Consider the following 18,677-nt stretch of genomic DNA (forward strand, 5'->3'; position numbering starts at 1 on the left):
GGTCAACGCTGTGAGGACGCGTACCGGCGCACGGTGGCGGGCATCGTGACGGCCAGAATCACCGCGATCCACAGCAACGTCGCCGCGATCGGATGCTGCAGCGGCCACGCCGCATCACCCGGCAATGCCCCCGGTGCTCCGAGTAACTTGCGCAGCGCGCCCACCACGTCGCTGACCGGGTTCCATTCCGCGATGCTCGACACTGGTGATTACCCGCACTTGGCAGCGCTTTCGACCGGTCCGGCGGTGGGGCAGTGGAACCGATGGATAACGATATTGTGTTCCGCGCTGGAATCGATGCGCTGCTGTCCGGTATCGCCGGAAGGCGATGACAGTTCAGCGGCGGAACGACAGGATTTGATCACCGTAGGAACTCAGCGGCTGCGCCTCGGCGGCCTGGCGGATACCGCTGGCGGGCAATTGAGTCAGCTTGGCGAACATGGTCGTATTGCCGAACGCAGCCCGCACCTGGGTTTCGGATGCATAGTCCGCGCCGTAGTCGGCGAGTTTGCCGAAATTCAAAGGCGCAAGGGGAGTGTCCAGTGGTGTCGGTTCGGCGGGGCGGCCGAGGGCGGCGTATTGGGTGGCCGCGCCCTGCTCGTACCAGCACAGTTCGTAGGCCATGTTCTCGATGGTGGTTACGCTCACCACGGGCCAATGCCGCGAAAGATACAGGGCGAGAGGGTTTTTGGCGACCGGGGTGAGTTCCCATTTCAGGCTGCGCACCGCGATCCAGCTGCCGGACAGTCGTTCGATCAGCACGATGTCGTCGCCGAGCCGGGGCGCGGTGTTCATCTGCGGTTCCGGGGTGCCCCAATGCGCTTTGTCCACGCCCTGGAAGGTGGAAAGGGATACCGGACGCGCGCCGTCGGCGACGTATGCGGCGATAACTGCTTCGCGCACCTGCTCGACAGCATTCGGGGACGAACAGTGCACGCTCAATGCCCCGAAGGAGGTGGCGATTTCGACGGGCCGAGCGGGTGGGTCGGGCATTGCGCCTGCGGCGAGCGGTTTGAGGCCGACCAGGGCGAGGCTCCAGTTGATTTCCTCGATGGTCGACAGGTCGCCGCCGCTTTGATAGAGGATCTGCTGCTGGGTCAGGTAGCCGGCCCGTTCCAGGCTGCGCACCTTCAGTTTCGCCAGCGCCGTGTAGGTCTTGTTGGTGAAACCGATTTCCTCGATACCGAGTTCGCGCAGCCGGGCGGTCATCGCAGGGGTGGTCAGTGCGGCGTAGCGCTCCCGGTACATGGCCAGGGCCTGTTTACGCTGTCTGCCGACCATGAGGGTGCGCAGCAGGGTGTTCAGGGTGGCGAGATATTTCTTGGATTGATCGGGATCGGCCGCGAACAGTGCGGCGCGGATACGCACGGCCTCGTCGGTTGCGGCGACTGCGGCTCCTGGGTCGAGGCGGCACAGCCACACACCGCATTTGGACAGCCCGTCGGCGCAGACACCCGCGGCATGGGGATGCGAATGCGCCACCCGGGTATAGGCGTTGCAGGCGTCGCGGATGGTCGAGGTAGCCAGTTCCCGATGTCCGATCGTGCGCGCGGCCTGCTCCAGCAGTTTCAACGCATCCTGCACTTCGCCGGCGAAACGCGCGGAGACATGGCCTGCGGTGAGCCAGCGCAGCCGGATCATCACGGCCTCTTGGGCCGGTTCCAGCGCGCCCGCCGAACGGTCGCGGCCCGAGCGGTTCTCTCTGGTGGCCAGTAGTGCGCCGGCCAGCTCGTACAGCGACGACGCCAGTTGGAGTTCGTTCTCGGGCGAGCGGTCCATCGCCGCCCGCCGCTCGGCGGCCACCCGGCCCTCGATGGCGATCAGATCCATCGCGATCTCAACTCCCGCATCACCTTCCGCGTACGGTCGTCCGGCGGCCGTAATCGAGTAGTCGGGCAAAGTCTGCCATATGTCGCGGGCCTGCAGCACAGGGATCGGTCAGCCGGGCGGCTGCAGCTCATCGACGGGCCGGTTTCCTGGAATACCTATTGATCGTGCCGTTGTTTAGCGGTACATTGAACGATGTCGAGACGAGCTGCTTCTTGCCGAAGGAGCTATACGCCGAGCCGTCGCCGTCGATCCGGCGACGCGCTCCGAACGGGCCGCACCGGCCGCAGAGGAGTTTTCCGATGATTCGTATGCGCACCCGGCGGGCGCTCGCACGCACCGCCCTCGCCGCCGCCGTCGTGCTGGCGCCGGTGATCGCTTCCACCCCGGCGTCCGCGCAACCGGCCGCGCCCGCGCCTGCCGAAACCGCCCAGGCCGAGTTCGTGCACCGCGGCTGGGGCCATCACGGTTACGGGCACCACGGGTGGGGACATCACGGTTGGGGCCATGGCTGGGGCTACAACAGCTGGGGCTACCCGGGCTGGGGTTTCCTGGGCTGGGGCGGCTACGCGCCGTGGCCCGGCGGCGTGCGGGTCATCATGCCGCCGACCGGAAGCGCGTACTGACCACCCCGCCGGTAGGCCGGCCGGGGCAGTCGGCCGGCCACCGCACCTCTCATACCTGGCGCATATGCCCGGATCGGGCAGCGAAGGACGAGCGGAGCACGCTCCGCTGCGCAGACATCACCTTCCGGCGGCCCATCAGCACCGCTGCGAGGGTTGGGCTCACGGTAACCCCGTGCCGCCCGATGATGTCGCGGCTCAGCCCGCGCCGGCCGCGCTACCGCCGATACCCAGATACAGCAGGGTGAGCAGGAACAGGAACCATCCCGCCCCCTGCCAGATCGGCCAGTTCTTGCCGCGTCGCCACTGCCGGTAGGTCTGCACGAATGCACCGATACCGCCGAGGATCGTCACCGCCGAAGGACCGATCAGAATCGCCGCCTCCGACGGGTTGTCACACAGCAGCGAGTTCGCGTCGGCACAATGCGCTGCCGCCCAGAAGGCGGCGATCGCGAAAACGACCGCCGCCACGCCGAGCACGGTCAGCACATAGCGTGCGGCTCGCCGATAGGTGCCTTCATCGGACCAGCTTTTGCTGACGTCGTCGGCCATATACGCCCTCAGCTGCCCGCGGTCGCGCCCTGCGCCTGCACCCGATGCTTGCCCTCGGCGAACTCCTCGACGATCTTGGAGCAGAACGCAGGCAGGTCGTCGGGGCTGCGGCTGGAGACAAGGCCGTTGTCGGTGACAACTTCCTGATCGACCACGTCCCCACCTGCATTGCGGATATCGGTGCGCAGGCTGGGATAGGAAGTCAGCGTCCGTCCGCGCACCACATCGGCTTCCACCATCGTCCACGGCCCGTGACAGATCACGCCGACCGGTTTGCCGGTGGCGAAGAAATCCTTCACGAACCGCACAGCGTTCTTGTCCTGGCGCAACTTGTCGGGATTGGTGGTGCCGCCGGGCAGGATCAGCGCATCGAAATCGGCGGGAGTGCAATCGGCGACGACACTGTCCACCCGGAACGTATCGCCTTTCTCCACGTCATGGTTCATGGCCTGGATCTCGCCGGGCTGCAACGAGACGATTTTCGTCGTCGCGCCCGCGTCCTCGACCGCCGAGCGTGGCTGAACGAGCTCCACCTCCTCCACGCCATTGGTGGCGAGGATCGCGACCGTCTTTCCGGTCAAGGTTTGCTGTTGGCCCATCGTGTGTCTCCTTTCCGCGGTTACGCGCGTGAGGATGGACTCAACGGGGCGGATGCCCGGTGCGGCCGGGGCGAAACGTCAGTGGCGGCTCGGCGGGCTCCCCAGATGGACCACCTTGACGGTAGTCATCTCGTCGAGCAGTTCCGGCCCGTAGCCGAAACCGGTCCCGGAACGTCTACGCGGTTGAGCGGCGCCGCCCGGAGCTCCGCCGAATACCGAGTTCACTTTCACCGTCGCGACCGGCAGCTCCCGCCAAGCACGCTGCGCGTTGGCCATCGACGCGGTGAGGACCGTCGCGGCCAGGCCGTGATCATCGGTGCACGCTTCGGCCAGACCCTCGGAGAAATCGTCCACCGTACGCACCGGCGCGACCGGACCGAAGGTTTCTTCCCGCATCACCCGCATCCCCGGCTGGCATTCGGCGAGCACAGTCGCCGGATACACGGGATCTTCACCGTCCGGGATATGCCCGCCCACCAGCACTTTCGCACCATTGTCGATGGCGTCGCAGACGTGGTCGTGCACCTGTGCGCGCTGCCGGGCGTCGACCAGCGGTTGCGGATCGAGATTCCAGCGCCGTGCCTGCTCGCATAGGGCGGCAAGGAACGGGTCGGCGATCTGTTCGGGCACATAGATCCGCTCCACCGACACGCAGATCTGACCGGCATTGGCGAATGCGCCGAGCGCGGCCTGTTCGGCGGCCCACACCGGATCCACATCGGCGTCGATCACCAGCGGATCGTTGCCGCCGTTCTCCAACAGCACCTTGGTCCCGGTGCGGGCCGCTGCTGCCGCGATCCGGCGACCGGTGGCGCAACCGCCGACATGGGCGATCACATCGATACCCGGGGAGGTGGCCAACAGGGCGCCGACATCACCCGCCCCGGAAACAGTGCACACAACATCCTGCGGGAAACAGCCGGCGAGCAGTTCTCCCAGCAGCATCCCGGTGCGGGGGCAGCGCTCACTCGGCTTGTGCACCACCGTGTTGCCCGTGGCCAGGGCGGCGCCGAGCAGCCCGCACGCGATAGCGACCGGATCGTTCCACGGCGTCAACGCGACAACCAGCCCCCGCGGCTCGTGCACCATGAAGTCGGTTGCCTCGTATTCGCCGTGCAGTGACCGGCCCCGATGCACCGGGCCGAGCTCGGCGTACTGGGCCAGTGTCCCAGCTCCCGTCAACACGGCCTCGCGCCCCGACTCCCGCGGCCGCCCGGTTTCGTGTTCCAGGACGGCGGCCAGCTCGTCGGCGTATTCCCGCACCACCGTGGCCGCCCGATGCAGGGCAGCGCCCCGCTCGGCGGCCGGAACCGCCGCCCAGCCCGGTTGCGCGGCCCGCGCCGCCCGCAGCGTTTCCTCCAGCTGGTCCGCGGTTGCCGGGATGGGTGGGCGGGATCCGTCGACGAGGCTCGACATATCGGTGGGAGCACCGCTGATATCGGTCGTATCGGTCATGGCTGCCGGTTACCCGGCTTCGTGCAGCAAAACATGACCCACCGCATCCGTCGGCCCCGGCACTGTTTCCCCAGGACAGCGCCGGGTAGGGCGAGCGGAGAACGTAGCTGCGGAAGGAGACCCCATGACGTCGTCGACCGAGGACACCGGCAGCGGCCCCTACAATCCGGACGAAGACCCGGACGCCGACCCCGGCATGATCCAGCCCGAACGCTTACGACCGCAGCCGGACCAGGCCGAAGGGGAGGACGAGGACTCCGAAGACTCCGAGGACTTCTCAGCCGAGTGAGCTGAACGAGCCGAACGAGCTAGCCGAATGAGCCATGGGAACCGACACCACCTTCCCATCCGGGAGAGTTATAGCGGCTCGCGCGAGCAACCATGACGTAACAAAATGTCTTTCGATGTCAGCGCGAGTCAGACTGTTGGTGTCGGCCGAGCTGCCATCCGGTCCGGCCTGACTGCTGCGACGACAAGCAGGAGACATCGGTGAGCCAGACCCCGAAGATAGACGTGGGCGAACTGCGCACGTTGGTGTCGACGCTGGAACAGCTGATCACCGACGCCTCCCGAGTCGCCGCCGAGCTGAAGACCGCCATTGCGGCCGCCGAGGCGTACTCCGGGCAGGCCGTCCCCGCCGACGCGTCGTCGCTTCCGGCGCAAGCGAAACCCACGAACCACCACGCGGTCTCGACCGGAAACCGAAGCGCGCGCGACCGCCCAGCACAGGGCTCGGCCGCCGAGCGTAAGCCGACGCCCACCCCATGGGCGCGCAAACGAGCGAGCGCACCCGCATCGGCGTCGACCGCCGCGCTCGACATAGCAGCCCCCGCTACACCCGCATCAGCGGTCGCATCCCCTGCACCGCGCACGGTGCCGACCGTTGAACCAGCACCCCATCCGGTATCCCCGCCACCGTCGGTGGCGCCACCACCGCCTCCGGCTGCCGTGCGAACAGCAGAGCCTTCGCAAGCATCAGCCGTGCCGCGTTCAGCCGACCCGCCACCCGATTCCCTGCTTGCTGAGGCGGCTCGCGGAGTGGTCGGGGCGTCGTCGCGTGAGGCGCGCTCCGTCTCGATGCCGGTTGAGTCACCCGGTCCTTCTGCGGCTGTCTCGGAAACAGGGGACTTGGCGCAAGAGTCGACTGTGTTGCATCCGGTCGACTCGCCGCCCGTTTCCCAGTTGGCTGAGGAGTCTCGCGGAGCGGTCGGGGCGTTACGTGAGGGACGCTTCGTGTCGGGGCCGGTTGAGTCGCCCGACCTGCCTGAGGCTGTCTCGAAGGCGGTCGACCTGGCACCTGACTCTCCAGTATCGGGCCGGAATGGCACGACGCATGAGCCTTTGACGGCTGGAGCGCAGGGCAGCGCGGCCGGGACACCGTCGCGTGAGAGGGGGTCGGAGTCGAGGCCGGTCGAATCGTCAGGCCTGCCTGCGGCTGTCTCGGGGGCGGTCGATCTGCCACCTGAGCTCGGGGTGCCGGCTCAGGACGGCCCGACGCCTGAATCGCTATCAGCTGGAGCGCAAGGGGGAGCGACGGAGCCACTGTCGTGTGAGGCACAGGAGGTCGAGACGGCGCCTGTGCTTCCGGCTGATGTGGCCTCTGCCCCGGCGGCGCCGAGTCCGGCGGACCCGCCGCCTGGGTCGCTGTTGATCGAAGCAAAGGGCGGTGCGGCCGACACGGTGTCGAGTGAGTCGCAGCCAGTATCGACGGATGCCGAGGCCGATTCTGCGACTTCGGCTGATCTCTCACCCACCTCGGCGGGATCGGGTCCGGTTGGCCCGTCGTCCGAACCACTGCCGACCGGAGCGCAACGCGAAGTGCCAGGGGCGCCGGGTGAGCCACCAGCCGGGTCGCGGTCGAACGAGTTGCGGCCCGAGCTGCCGGGTGTGGGGCGGTTGCGCGGGGAACGAGGTGGGGTGTTGGGTGGGATGGAGTCGGGCGCGTTGCCGCCTGGGGCGCCGCTGGCGAGACCATCGGCAGGGTCTCCGCCCGAGCCGGTGCCCGGTCCGCGGCCGACTGAGGTGCCGTTTGTGCCGTCGTCCGAGTCGTCGGTATCGTCCGAACCGTTGCTGGTGTCGCAGTGGATCGCGGCACCGTCTGTTTCCTCGTCGGACGTGCCTGCGCCGCCGAAGCCGGCCGGGTTGGTGCCTGTGCCGACATCGGTTGAGACGCCCGCGTCGCCGACCGTGTCCGAGCCGGTGATGTCAGCCGCCCAACCATCGGCCGCGGAACCGCCGGTTTCGCCTCCTGGTCCTTCGCCTTCGGAAGCTGCACCCCTTCCGCAGCGGGCCGGACACACAACCGATTCCGAAGCGACTCGGATCCTGAGGGATATGGCCGCCAGACATGGCCTGGAAACCCGCGGATTCGAGGCGGCGGCTGTCGATGCGGGTACTGCCCGCGAGATCGTCACTGCCCTGGACGATCTGCTCATGAAGTACACGATCCCGCTGCACGGTATCGAGGTCGCCGAACAACGGGAGGACACGATTCGCCGGGAGCGTAAGAAACCGGTGGACCCGGAACGGACAGGCCGTCCTCCGGTCTGGTTGACCCTGGAACGGGCGGAGTTGGCGAACCCGAGCGCGACGGGCGGGCCCGGCCAGGGGGAAACCAGAAGACGGTTCCGGAGACGCGGTTCCGCCGAACGACCGGTGTATGCGGCGGTAGCGCGCGCATTCGCCGCCGCCCTCGACGAGGCGGGTGGATACCGAGCACGCCAGGAAGCGTGGCGAACCCTGATGGCTGATTCTCTGCGCGGTGGCGCGAACATCGATAGCGGCCTGCTGGACCCTCGTCACGCATTGATCGAAGGCTTCGTTGAAGTGGAGTTGCGCGGTAAGCGCGCGGGAGGGTCAGCGAAAGCGCTGCACGAAGTGCTGGTGAAGATAGCGCGAGCCGAACCCGAAGAGTCGACGGCCTGACCCAGGATCGGCTCGGCGAACTGGCAGGCGTGTCCCGCCAGCTCATCAGCCGGATTCGAAGCGGTGAGGAGACCGGAAACCCGGCTCAGAAGGGCCCGCACCCCGGCAGGTAGGTTGCCGCATCGCCCGCGCTGAGGGTTCCGTAGGTGAGGAGCGTGTTGAGGATGCAGACCGGGTTGCCGAAGTAACCGGCCGAGCCGGAGGAAGCCGAACCGGTATCGGCGGCTGCGATCGTAGCCGCTCCCATTGTCAGCCCTGCGGCCGCTATCGCCACGAACGTGCCACGCCTCAAGTTCGACATCAATGTTCCCTTCACTTTTCAACAACCTGCCCGGCAAATGTATGGGTAGGCGCAGCCGAACGGTTGCCCCCAATTTCTCTGCCACGACCGTGGGCGTATAGCAGGCGAGACGGTGTCGGCCGGGCGCTGGCTGACAGGGCACCGGGGCCGGTTGGTCGATAGCGGTCCGTTGACTTCCGTCGGTGTCAATTCACGGGGTCCCGTCAGACGGACTCACCGCAGTGCGACCTTCGCGCCACCCGAGAACACCGAGTCGTGCAGCTGTAGTGCGGCGGGCACGGTGCCGGCCGGTACATCGAAGACGATGGTGACTGCGATGGAGTTTCCCGGGTTGATCGGGGTGGACAGGTGGTCGTTGACGTTCAGCTCGGCCATGGTGTCGTTCTCGTACCGGCGACCCTGATCGTCGAAGAGCTTCTGATTGCTGCTGAAGTAGGTCTGCGGCTTGTCGCCGATGTTGGTCACGGTGACGTGGACGAGGATGTAACGGCCTTGTGCGGTCGACTGCAGATACGGGTTGTCGCCGACAGTCTGCACGGGCGGTTCCACTGCGGTGACGGTGAATTCGAACTTCCCGTCGCGGACGGAAGTACCGGCGGGCGCGGTGTCTGACTTCTCCTCGGCAGGCTGGCCCGGTTCGGGATGTGCCGCGGAGGTGAAGGTCGCGTCGCTGTCGGAAGCATTGTCGGCAGCAATACCGACGATCCCGAAACATCCGCCGCACAGCAGGATGATGGCGCCGATGAGGATCCACGGCCAGACGGGCATCTTGCGCTTCGGCGGGATCGAGGGGTGGAACGGTTGGGGGTAGGGCTGAGGACCGGACTGATAGGTCATGGTGCTTCCTGGGTGTTTCTGCCCGTGCCCGGCAAGACCGCCGGGCACGGCGAAGCGGCTGAGATCAGGGGGTGTACGACTCGTGCAGCCAGGTGCAGCCGTCGACGGTGATGACGTCACCCTCGTCGAGCCGCACGTACGAAGGGCCTTCGTACACCTGGATGTCGATGAGCTCGGAGGAGGCGGCGCCCTTGTACGGCAGCCACTCGATAAAGCAGTAGCCGTAGTCTTCCGAGTTGGGGCCGGTCGTGTGGTACAGGCCGGCCAGCACGTCTTCTCCGACGACCTGGGTGCCCTCGTCGAGCCAGGTGCGGGGCCCGGCGTGTGCGGTGCCGGCCGCGACGACGGCCGCGACGGTGGTGCTGATGAGCACGGTGAGAGTTCTACGAATCATGGTGATCGGGTCCTTGTGTCAGACGGGTTGTCACGATTGGTGCCACGGGCAGTACGCGTCGATCGCGGCGTGCAGGAAGGTGTACGGGTAGTCGACGGCATCGCTCGAGCTCTCCGCCAGGTAGATCCGGTTGCGAGCCGAATTGCCATAGGTGTCGAGGTATCCGCACTGGCGGTGTGCGAGCCCGATGGCGGCATCCTGGACGCTGTAGCTCTCCTCGTCGTAGTAGCTGTCGCGCAGGAACTGCCGATCAGCGGCGCTGCGCTGAGGGCCTGCACTGCCGGAGGACGAGCCGGATCCCGCGCTGCCACTGGCAGATCCGGAGTCGAACGGTGCGGCGGTAGCGATCTGCGTTGCCCCGGTCATAACCGAGACGGCAGTGCCGACGGCGAGTGCGGATGCGATGAGCCGAGTGCGAGTGAACATAGTTCTCCTGAGTGAAGGCCACCGTGATCGGTGGCATGCTGGGTTGGCGGCTAGGCTGAAAGTTGCGGTAGCCGTTGTTGTTTGCGTTGGGTTTGGCCGCCCCACCTGGCTGCTGAACATCTTGATCACATTGCGTGAGACCAGTCGAGATGCCAGACCGATAAGGGCGTTTATCACTGCCCGTGCTAACGGGCGCAAAACCGTTAGTACGGTGGGTGCTTCAGAATCGTTGACCGGCCTCGGTTGTGCGGTTGTCTACCTGACTTCGCAGTTGCTGGCTGGTCAGGTGCCACCCTCGGCAGATGGGGCACAGATACACCCGCTGTTCTCGCCGGCGCGGATCGTCACGATCCATTCCGGCTAACGCGAGATCGGCCTCCTCGAAGCTGAAGTAGGTCAGCTTCCCGGACTGGCAGCGCGCCACTCGGACGAGCGGCGGCAACTTCGCTAGCTCGTCGCCGTGCCGCAGTGTCAGCTCGCGATGCCGCTCGACTCGGCGGGGCCGGCGGCTGTGGCCTCGGCACTGGCGGTGTTCTCGGTTTCTGCTCATGGTGACCTCCCTCCGCTGGGGTGTGCTTCGAGCTAAACCCTGACGAAGGGAGCAGTGATTGGATATGTCGACTGCCGATAAGGGGCCTTATCGGTAAATTCTGACAAGATTGCCAACCCCGGTCGTACTGTCAGACCTGCCAATCGAACGAGGATGTGGGGCGAGATGGACGAACCGACGAGCGAACCGACATTGACCATGCAGGACATCGCTGACCTGGCCAAGGTGCAGCGCCCGGTCGTGTCGATGTGGCGTCGACGCACGAAGGTTCGCGGAATGATCATCCCGTTTCCTGCCGCGGTCGAACGCGTGGACGGTATCGAGCGCTTTCGCCGCGACGAGATCATCGAATGGCTGGAGCTCACCGGGCGCGGGAACAACTCGGAGCATCGGCTGGACGCGCCGGCCGTGAGCGTTCCCGACGCATTCGAGCTCGAATCCTTGGTCGCGTTGCTGTGCCTGCAGGTGTGCACCGGTCGCGAACTGGCCGCTCTGTCGGATGCCGAGTGCGTCGAGCTGGCGCGAGAGGTCGATGTCGACGATCGTGTGCTCTCGCGTGAGCTGGCCGCGCTCACCGATGGGATCTCGGCCCGCACATACATCGACGAGCTTGTCGAATCCGCCTTCGGTCCGGCCGACGCGCTCGACCGGCTGGAGAGCGGGCGAGCCGGCCGGGCGATGGCGTCGCGTGACCTGTCTGCGGCTGCCCTGGAAATCTTCGGCCTGATCGTGCGCACCTGCGGCGATTTCCTGAACCCCGACGGCGTCACCCTGGTCTCAGCGGGCGAGGCGCCGGCGCTCATCCTCGCCGTGACCGGCAACCACATGAGTTTGGCCGTCACCGGTGATTCCGACAGCGCACGCGCACTGCGTCGCCGCGCCACCATCCGCGAAGTCGACATGGTCCCCGAACCGCCCCGGCAGCGGGTGCGCATTGTGTCGGTGATCGGTATGGAACCGGATCAGGCATTGGAAATCGTTGACGGCGCCCTGCTGGATCTCGAACCAGACGAGATCGCCGTAGTGATCGGATCTGCCGCCACACTGTGCGACAACCTGCGCGGGAACCGGGAACAGAAACGCGCACAGACGCTGCGCCTCGGGAACCTCGCGCTGGCATTGCGTTTACCGCGCGGGCTGTGGCGCGAAGCGCATCGACAGGCGCTCGGTGTGTGGGTATGCCGAGGCGGAGCCGAGTTGAAGCATCCGTTGCTCGCGGATCTGGGCGTCGCACCGCTGCACGCGCTCGACACCGACGGCTTCGCTGCCGATATCGTCGGCGCGCTCAGTCAGTCCGATCGCCGGGCGTACCGGTATGCCCGCGTCCATCCCCTCGCGGACATCCTGGCGGGCGGCACCGTTGTTCCCCAGGGAGTATGCGCTGACCGGCTCCGCACCGCCGATCCGGCGACCGACATCGATCGGATCCACGCCGCAACCCTGGTAACCGCAGAGCCCCTGGAACCCTTCGACGTGCTGGTCACCCCTGCGCGCGGGGTGCTAGAGCTGCGTCGCCGCTCGCTGGGGGAGTTGGAGCAACGCAAGCTGCTGCGTCTGCATCGGGGGCGGCGAATAGATGTCGGGAAGGCCGTAGCCGGCGGCACCGTGCCGGTACTGTCCGCGGACCGGTCCACCGACGGCATATTGCTCGATCCGTTCGATGTCGAGAGCGACTACGGTCGAGCGGTGCGAACGATGCCGGGTGATGTCGTGTTCCAGGAGCACCCGCGTCCGAGAGCTCGGGTCGACGAGGTGGGTGGTGGTCTGATCGCGACGCCTTCGCGCGTCCTGCGATTGGCCCCCGAGGTCGGTATCGGCCCCCGCGCGCTGGCCGCGCTGATCAATCAACTGCCCAGCCACCAGCACGAATGGAAGTCGTGGACGGTGCCGATGCTGCACAGGGACGAGGTCGAGCGACTCGAGGAAGTCCTCGTCGGTGCCGCCGGGTATGAGTATGAGTTGTCCCGCCGATTGGAGGCCGCCGCTGCACTGCAGCGCGCCCTCATCGACGGGATCGGTGCAGGCACGGTAAGCCTCCGTGCCACAGCGAAGGTTTTGTGATGATAGGTGGAAGGAGCCCCCGGGTGCCCTCGAGGAAGAAGCAGGAGCCGTCGACGCCGTCGACGATGAAGGAGCTCAAGGACACGCTGTGGAAGGCGGCCGACAAGCTCCGCGGTTCGCTGTCGGCGAGCCAGTACAAAGAGGTGATCCTCGGGCTGGTGTTCCTGAAGTACGTGTCGGACGCGTTCGACGAGCGACGTGCGGCCATCCGCGAGGAACTCGCCGCCGAGGGGATGGACGACGAGCAGATCGAGCAGCTCATCGACGATCCTGAGGAGTACCAAGGCTACGGAGTCTTCCTCGTTCCGCCCGCTGCGCGCTGGCAGTTCCTCGCTGAGAACGCCAAGGGGCTGCCCGCGAGCGAGACGTCCCCGGCCAAGCCGATCGGGCAGCTGATCGATGAGGCGATGGATGCGGTCATGAAGGCTAACGAGTCTCTCGCCGGGACCCTGCCGCGGCACTACAACAAAGACAACATCGACCAACGGCGGCTCGGCGAACTGATCGACCTGTTCAACAGTGCGCGCTTCAGTCGTCAGGGGGAGCACAAGGCGCGCGACCTGATGGGCGAGGTGTACGAGTACTTCCTGGGCAACTTTGCCCGCGCGGAAGGGAAGCGCGGCGGCGAGTTCTTCACGCCGCCCAGCGTGGTGAAGACGATTGTCGAGGTTCTCGAACCGACCAAAGGGCGGATCTATGACCCATGCTGTGGGTCCGGGGGCATGTTCGTCCAGTCTGAAAAGTTCATCTGGGACCACAACGGGGACCCGCAGGATATTGCGGTCTATGGGCAGGAAGCCATCGAGGAGACGTGGCGTCTGGCAAAGATGAACCTCGCGATCCACGGGATCGACAACAAAGGCCTGGGAGCGCGCTGGGGCGACACGTTTGCGCGTGACCAGCACGCCGATGTCCGGATGGATTACGTGATGACGAATCCGCCGTTCAACATCAAGGATTGGAGTCGGAACACCGACGATCCCCGGTGGGTATACGGTGTACCACCTGCCAACAACGCCAACTATGCGTGGATTCAGCACGTACTATTCAAGTTGGCACCGGGGGGTAGCGCGGGCGTTGTGATGGCCAACGGATCGATGTCGTCGAACTCCAACGGAGAGGGCGACATTCGTGCGCGAATTGTTGAAGCGGACCTTGTTTCCTGTATGGTAGCGATGCCTACCCAGCTCTTTCGATCGACCGGTATCCCAGTATGTGTATGGTTCTTTTCAAAGGAGAAGGGGCCCGGGCAGGGGGGCGCAATCGACCGGACGGAAGAAGTTCTCTTCATCGATGCCCGCGATCTCGGATATATGGTGGACCGTGCCGAACGTGCGTTGTCCGATGAGGACATATCGAGGATTGCTGACACGTATCACGCGTGGAGAGGCACTGGCTCCGCGGCACAGAAACAGGTGACATATGCCGACGTGCCAGGGTTCTGCCGATCAGTACCGATTTCTGAAATCAAAGCTGCCGACTACGTATTAACACCGGGGCGGTATGTTGGTGCGCCGGAGGCGCCAACCGACGATGAGCCAATCGATATGAAGATCTCAAGGCTTAGGAATTCGCTTCTGCACGCATTTGATGAGTCCTCGAAGCTTGAGTCCTTGGTGCGGCGGCAGTTGGAACGTATCGATGGATGAGATGTTGCACACCACCTTCGGGAATCTCGGGGAAATTTATGATGGTCCGCATGCGACTCCGACCAGGCTGGCCTCTGGTCCATACTTCCTGAACATCGCCAGCCTGAAATCCGGGAGGCTCGACCTGGACGCCTCCGATCACGTTTCCGAGGAAGACTTCAAGCACTGGACTAGGCGTGTCACCCCGGAGCCTGGCGATCTTCTGTTTTCCTATGAGACGCGGATCGGTGAGGCGGCGTTGATGCCCGAGGGAGTCAGGGCCTGTCTCGGTCGACGCATGGCATTGTTGCGTCCGGACAGGGCGATCGTCGATCCCAGGTTCCTGCTCTATTACTACCTGGGGCCCCAGTTTCAGCGGATCGTCGCGCAAAACACTATCCATGGAGCAACCGTTCCGCGCATCGGGCTATCGACAATGCCGCATTGGCCTGTCATCATACCGAATTTGACCCAGCAGCGGGCGATTGCGGAGGTGTTGGGGGCGCTAGACGACAAGATAGCTGCTAATAGTCGCTTGATCTATATCGGTGACCAACTATCCAGCGCTGAAGTCCAACGTGCTGTCGCCGATGGTCCAGTAGTCAGACTTGGGGACATTCTCGTTCTCAACTACGGAAAAGCGCTGCCTCGGGCGAAGCGCATTCCAGGCGAGGTCGTTGTTTACGGTAGTGGGGGGGAGAGTGGCACGCATATAAGGGCGCTCGTTGAACATTCGGGAATCATTGTTGGGCGAAAGGGGACGGTTGGTGCTGTGTACTGGTCGAACGGGCCCCACTATCCCATTGATACGACGTTCTATGTCACTCCATTAATCGTAGGCGTGGATCCTGTCCTCTACTATGTATTGCGTGGCTCGGGTCTGGCGAATCTAAACTCGGACTCGGCCGTCCCTGGGCTTAACCGGGATGAGGCGTATGCCCAGTCGGTCCGTATTCCGGAGCGGCAAGTGCTACTGGAGCTAAGCGCTGTTGTCCGACAACGGCTCGATTGGATGGACAGCGTACGTCGGGAGACCGCGAGGTTGGCCCAAACCCGCGACGAACTCCTCCCCCTACTCATGTCCGGAAAGCTCCGTGTCAAAGACGCCGAGCAGATAGTAGAAGAGATTGCCTGATGGTCGTTAGAGCTGGTGTCAGCGAAGCCGATTGGGAGAGTATCGCGCTCGAGGAGTTGGCCGAGAACGAGTGGCGGCCGCTGACGGGTGTCGATATCGCTCCGGGTAGTGAGCTGGGGCGTCCGGGGTGGGATGAGATCGTGCTGCCGGGGCGGATGCTGGCGAAGATGCGGGAGTTGAATCCGCAGGTTCCGCCGGAGTATCTGGAGCAGGCTCGCGCGGAGATCATTGCGCCCAAGTCGCAGGATGCGCTGGCGGAGAATCTGCGGCTGCACGAGATCTGTGTGCACGGCTATCGCGGCATCAGCTACATCGACCATCAAGGGGTGGAGCAGAATCCGACGATCCGGCTGGTGAGCGCCCGGGTCGAGGAGAACGAGCTACTGGCGGTCAGTCAGGTGACGATCCGTTCGCGGGAGGTGGAGCGCCGCTTCGACATCGTGCTCTATCTGAACGGTATGCCGGTCGGCATCATGGAGTTGAAGAAGGCGGGCGCTGCTGCCGCGGATCTCGCTTCGGCGCACGCCCAGCTGGGCACCTATCTGCGTGAGTTCCCGATGGCGTTCCGGTTCGCCGTGCTCACGGTGATCAGCGACGGCCGAGCCGCGCTGTACGGCACACCGTTTACCCCGTTGAACCACTATGCGCCGTGGAATGTCGACGATGATGGCAGGCCGGTGAAGCGGGGTGAGGCCCGCGACGACGAGCACATCGGCGTCGAGCTGGAGTTCCTGATCGACGGTCTGCTGCAGTCCGAGCGCTTCTTGCAGATACGGCAGAACTTCGTCGCGTTCGACAGCACGGGCGACGGCCTGGTGAAACGAATCGCCAAGCCGCACCAGTACTTCGCGGTGACAAAGGCGGTCGGCTGCACAGTGTCAGCGGTGGAGAGCGACGGTAAGGCCGGCGTCGTCTGGCATACCCAGGGGTCGGGCAAGTCCATGGAGATGGAGCTGTACGCCCACCTGGTCAGCAAGCAACCGCGGCTCAAGAACCCGACGATCTTGCTGGTCACCGACCGCACCGAACTCGACGGTCAGCTCTTCCAAACCTTCGACAAGTCGATGCTGCTGGCGGAGAAGCCGGTTCAGGTGATGTCGCGGGCCGAGCTGCGTTCGGCCCTGAGCGACCGGACCACGGGCGGTATTTACTTCACGACGCTGCAGAAGTTCGGCTTGTCCAAGGCCGAGAAGGACGCGGGTCTCGAGCATCCGCTGCTGACCGACCGGCGCAATGTGATCGTCGTGGTCGACGAGGCACATCGAAGCCACTACGACGACCTCGACGGTTATGCGCGGCACCTGAAGGACGCGCTGCCCAACGCCACCCTGATCGCCTTCACCGGCACGCCCATCTCGTTCGAGGATCGCAATACTCGCAAGGTCTTCGGCGACTACATCGACATCTACGACCTCACTCGCGCTGTCGACGACGGCGCCACCGTTCGGGTGATCTTCGAGCCGCGCCTACCCGAGGTGAAGGTCGTCGATGGAGTCACCGACCAGGACATCGACAACGCTGCCGACGAAGCTGTTCTCGGGCTCGATGATGTGGAGCGCGCACGGGTCGAGCAATCGGTGGCCGTCATCAACGCTCTGTACGGTGCGCCGGCGCGGCTGAAAAAGGTCGCCAAAGACATTGTCGAGCACTGGAAGATCCGATCCGAGGAGATGACGAAGTTCATCGGCGGGCCCGGCAAGGCGATGATCGTGGGCGGCACACGTGAGATCTGTGCGGCCCTGTACGACGAGATCGTCGCCCTCGAACCGACCTGGCACGATGACGCGCTCGACAAAGGTGTCATCAAGGTCGTGTACTCCGGCAGCGCCAAGGACAAGGAGCCGGTGAGCAAACACGTCCGGCGCGATGGGGACAACAAGAAGATCCAGGCCCGGCTCAAGAACCCGGACGACCCGCTCCAGTTCGTCATCGTCAAAGACATGCTGCTGACCGGGTTCGATGCACCCCCATTGCACACCCTGTATCTGGATCGCCCCCTGAAGGGCGCGCTGCTGATGCAGACCTTGGCCCGAGTGAACCGCACGTTCGAGGGCAAGCAAGACGGTCTGGTCGTCGCATACGCACCTCTTGCAGAGAATCTCGAGAAGGCTCTCCAGGAGTACACCGTCTCCGACCAGGAGCAGCGGCCCGTCGGCAAGAACACCAAGGAAATGGTGGCGCTGACCGTCCAACTGCTCGATGCGCTGGACCAGATGTGCGCCGGATACCCCTGGCGCGCGAAGCTGGACACCGGCGCACGCAGCTGGGTTCGCGCAGTTGTCGGGATGACCGAATACCTCCGCTCGGCGAGTACACCGGGTAACCAGGTCCCGGATGGTACAGAGAAGCTCTCGGATCGATTCCGAACACTCGCAAACCAGCTCGCACGCGCATGGGCGGTGTGCTCCGGTTCGGAAACCCTCGCGAGCGACCGCCCCCGGGCCAAGTTCTACGAAGAAGTCCGGGTCTGGATGGCCAAGTATGATGCCGAACAGCGTAAGGCCGAAGGACGCCCGGTCCCGGCGGAGATCCAGCGCATGCTGGCGGCGCTCGTCGCCGAGACGACCGGCTCGGGCGAGATCGTCGACATCTACGCAGCGGCCGGCCTCCCGAAGCCCTCGTTGACCGACCTGACCCCCGAATTCGAGATGCAGGCACGGGAAGCGGAAAACCCGCACCTCGCGATCGAGGCACTGCGCGCGTTGCTCACCGAGGAAGTGAACCGCAGCACCCGCAACAACCTGGTCCGCCAGCGCGCCTTCTCCGAACGCATCCGCACGTTGATGAACAAATACACCAACCAGCAACTCACCTCTGCCGAGGTGATCGCGGAGCTGATCGCACTCGCACGCGAAGCAGCCGCCGAACGCGACCGCGGCAACCAGTTCACCCCCGCGCTCTCCGAGGACGAACTCGCCTTCTTCGACGCGGTCTGCGAAAACGAATCCGCTGTCGAATCCATGGGCGACGACGTGCTCGGACACATCGCGCGCGACCTGGTCAAGGTCATGCGCCGAGACGTCAAGACCGACTGGACCGTCCGCGACGATGTCCGCGCCAAGCTCCGATCATCGATCAAACGGCTGTTGATCAAGTACAAGTACCCGCCGGACAAGCAGCCCGAAGCGATCCGCCTGGTGATCGAGCAGATGGAGGCGATGGCGCCGCGGTATGCGGAGGAACAGCGGTCCGGCGCGGCGTGATCGGGTGATCTATCGCCCCCGGTCGCGTTCATCATTGTCGCCTACGGCTTCCGGTGGGCGTTCGGGTCACCGCCCCTCGGCCGCAATCCGCGCGATCTCTGGGGCGATGTCGCGTTCGATCAGCCGCTGGCCGGCTCGCTCTACCGCGAGCTGTGCAGCCG

The 18,677-nt window shown here is 65.0% G+C and carries 17 protein-coding genes; 7 read left to right on the plus strand and 10 right to left on the minus strand.

Annotated elements, in window-relative coordinates:
* Nucleotides 1-2: 2 nt before the first annotated feature.
* Nucleotides 3-203 (minus strand): hypothetical protein, encoded by a 201-nt coding sequence (locus B0T44_RS08510; RefSeq protein WP_077119048.1) that lies wholly within the window; start codon nucleotides 201-203, stop codon nucleotides 3-5.
* A gap of 133 nt (nucleotides 204-336) precedes the next feature.
* Nucleotides 337-1,830, minus strand: coding sequence for a hypothetical protein (locus B0T44_RS08515; protein WP_077119233.1), 1,494 nt, complete (start codon nucleotides 1,828-1,830; stop codon nucleotides 337-339).
* A 299-nt stretch (nucleotides 1,831-2,129) separates the two neighbouring features.
* Here B0T44_RS08515 and B0T44_RS26460 point away from each other — a divergent pair, with 299 nt between their 5' ends.
* The gene (locus B0T44_RS26460) at nucleotides 2,130-2,453 is read left to right on the plus strand and encodes a hypothetical protein (protein ID WP_175648077.1); all 324 of its coding nucleotides are present in this window, start codon (nucleotides 2,130-2,132) and stop codon (nucleotides 2,451-2,453) included.
* A gap of 195 nt (nucleotides 2,454-2,648) precedes the next feature.
* Here B0T44_RS26460 and B0T44_RS08525 read toward each other — a convergent pair whose 3' ends face one another.
* From B0T44_RS08525 to B0T44_RS08535, 3 genes are all read right to left on the minus strand, one after another.
* A complete protein-coding gene (locus tag B0T44_RS08525; RefSeq protein WP_077119050.1) occupies nucleotides 2,649-3,002 on the minus strand; it encodes a hypothetical protein in 354 nt (117 codons plus the stop codon).
* An 8-nt stretch (nucleotides 3,003-3,010) separates the two neighbouring features.
* Nucleotides 3,011-3,601, minus strand: a complete 591-nt coding sequence (locus tag B0T44_RS08530; protein WP_077119052.1) for a type 1 glutamine amidotransferase domain-containing protein — start codon at nucleotides 3,599-3,601, stop codon at nucleotides 3,011-3,013.
* Nucleotides 3,602-3,679: 78 nt separating this feature from the next.
* On the minus strand, nucleotides 3,680-5,056 hold the full coding sequence (locus B0T44_RS08535; protein WP_077119055.1) for an aldehyde dehydrogenase family protein: 1,377 nt from the start codon (nucleotides 5,054-5,056) through the stop codon (nucleotides 3,680-3,682).
* Nucleotides 5,057-5,180: 124 nt separating this feature from the next.
* On the opposite strand from B0T44_RS08535, the gene B0T44_RS27060 reads away from it, so the two are divergent.
* Nucleotides 5,181-5,345, plus strand: a complete 165-nt coding sequence (locus tag B0T44_RS27060) for a hypothetical protein (RefSeq protein ID WP_175648078.1) — start codon at nucleotides 5,181-5,183, stop codon at nucleotides 5,343-5,345.
* Nucleotides 5,346-5,888: 543 nt separating this feature from the next.
* Here the strand turns inward: B0T44_RS27060 and B0T44_RS27065 are convergent.
* Complete coding sequence (locus tag B0T44_RS27065) at nucleotides 5,889-6,062, minus strand: hypothetical protein (protein ID WP_175648079.1); 174 nt, start codon at nucleotides 6,060-6,062, stop codon at nucleotides 5,889-5,891.
* A gap of 1,328 nt (nucleotides 6,063-7,390) precedes the next feature.
* Here B0T44_RS27065 and B0T44_RS08550 point away from each other — a divergent pair.
* Complete coding sequence (locus B0T44_RS08550) at nucleotides 7,391-7,981, plus strand: hypothetical protein (protein ID WP_077119063.1); 591 nt, start codon at nucleotides 7,391-7,393, stop codon at nucleotides 7,979-7,981.
* Between the two features lie 85 nt (nucleotides 7,982-8,066).
* Here the strand turns inward: B0T44_RS08550 and B0T44_RS08555 are convergent, their stop codons facing one another.
* The 4 genes from B0T44_RS08555 to B0T44_RS08570 form a co-directional block, all read right to left on the minus strand.
* Entirely contained in the window at nucleotides 8,067-8,282 is a 216-nt protein-coding gene (locus B0T44_RS08555; protein WP_139347910.1) for a hypothetical protein, read from the minus strand.
* Nucleotides 8,283-8,495: 213 nt separating this feature from the next.
* Entirely contained in the window at nucleotides 8,496-9,119 is a 624-nt protein-coding gene (locus tag B0T44_RS08560) for a DUF4352 domain-containing protein (RefSeq protein ID WP_077119067.1), read from the minus strand.
* Nucleotides 9,120-9,183: 64 nt separating this feature from the next.
* Complete coding sequence (locus tag B0T44_RS08565; protein WP_139347911.1) at nucleotides 9,184-9,513, minus strand: Rv1352/Rv1906c domain-containing protein; 330 nt, start codon at nucleotides 9,511-9,513, stop codon at nucleotides 9,184-9,186.
* A gap of 30 nt (nucleotides 9,514-9,543) precedes the next feature.
* Nucleotides 9,544-9,939: a DUF732 domain-containing protein gene (locus B0T44_RS08570; RefSeq protein WP_077119071.1), complete on the minus strand. Its 396-nt coding sequence runs from the start codon at nucleotides 9,937-9,939 to the stop codon at nucleotides 9,544-9,546.
* 715 nt (nucleotides 9,940-10,654) lie between these two features.
* On the opposite strand from B0T44_RS08570, the gene B0T44_RS08580 reads away from it, so the two are divergent.
* Genes B0T44_RS08580 through B0T44_RS08595 form a run of 4 tightly spaced genes read left to right on the plus strand, consistent with a single transcriptional unit; the run spans nucleotide 10,655 to nucleotide 18,516 of the window.
* Nucleotides 10,655-12,550 carry a hypothetical protein gene (locus B0T44_RS08580; protein WP_081511805.1) on the plus strand — a complete coding sequence of 632 codons (1,896 nt, stop codon included), beginning with the start codon at nucleotides 10,655-10,657 and terminating at the stop codon, nucleotides 12,548-12,550.
* Between the two features lie 23 nt (nucleotides 12,551-12,573).
* A complete protein-coding gene (locus B0T44_RS08585) occupies nucleotides 12,574-14,199 on the plus strand; it encodes a class I SAM-dependent DNA methyltransferase (RefSeq protein WP_077119075.1) in 1,626 nt (541 codons plus the stop codon).
* A complete protein-coding gene (locus B0T44_RS08590; RefSeq protein ID WP_175648080.1) occupies nucleotides 14,192-15,313 on the plus strand; it encodes a restriction endonuclease subunit S in 1,122 nt (373 codons plus the stop codon). Before B0T44_RS08585 ends, B0T44_RS08590 begins: the two co-directional genes overlap by 8 nt.
* On the plus strand, nucleotides 15,313-18,516 hold the full coding sequence (locus B0T44_RS08595) for a type I restriction endonuclease subunit R (RefSeq protein WP_077119081.1): 3,204 nt from the start codon (nucleotides 15,313-15,315) through the stop codon (nucleotides 18,514-18,516). The genes B0T44_RS08590 and B0T44_RS08595 overlap by 1 nt, the downstream gene beginning before the upstream one ends.
* The last annotated feature ends 161 nt before the right edge of the window (nucleotides 18,517-18,677 follow it).

Origin of the sequence: Nocardia donostiensis (genome assembly GCF_002081715.1) — a bacterium.
Lineage (GTDB): Bacteria > Actinomycetota > Actinomycetes > Mycobacteriales > Mycobacteriaceae > Nocardia > Nocardia donostiensis.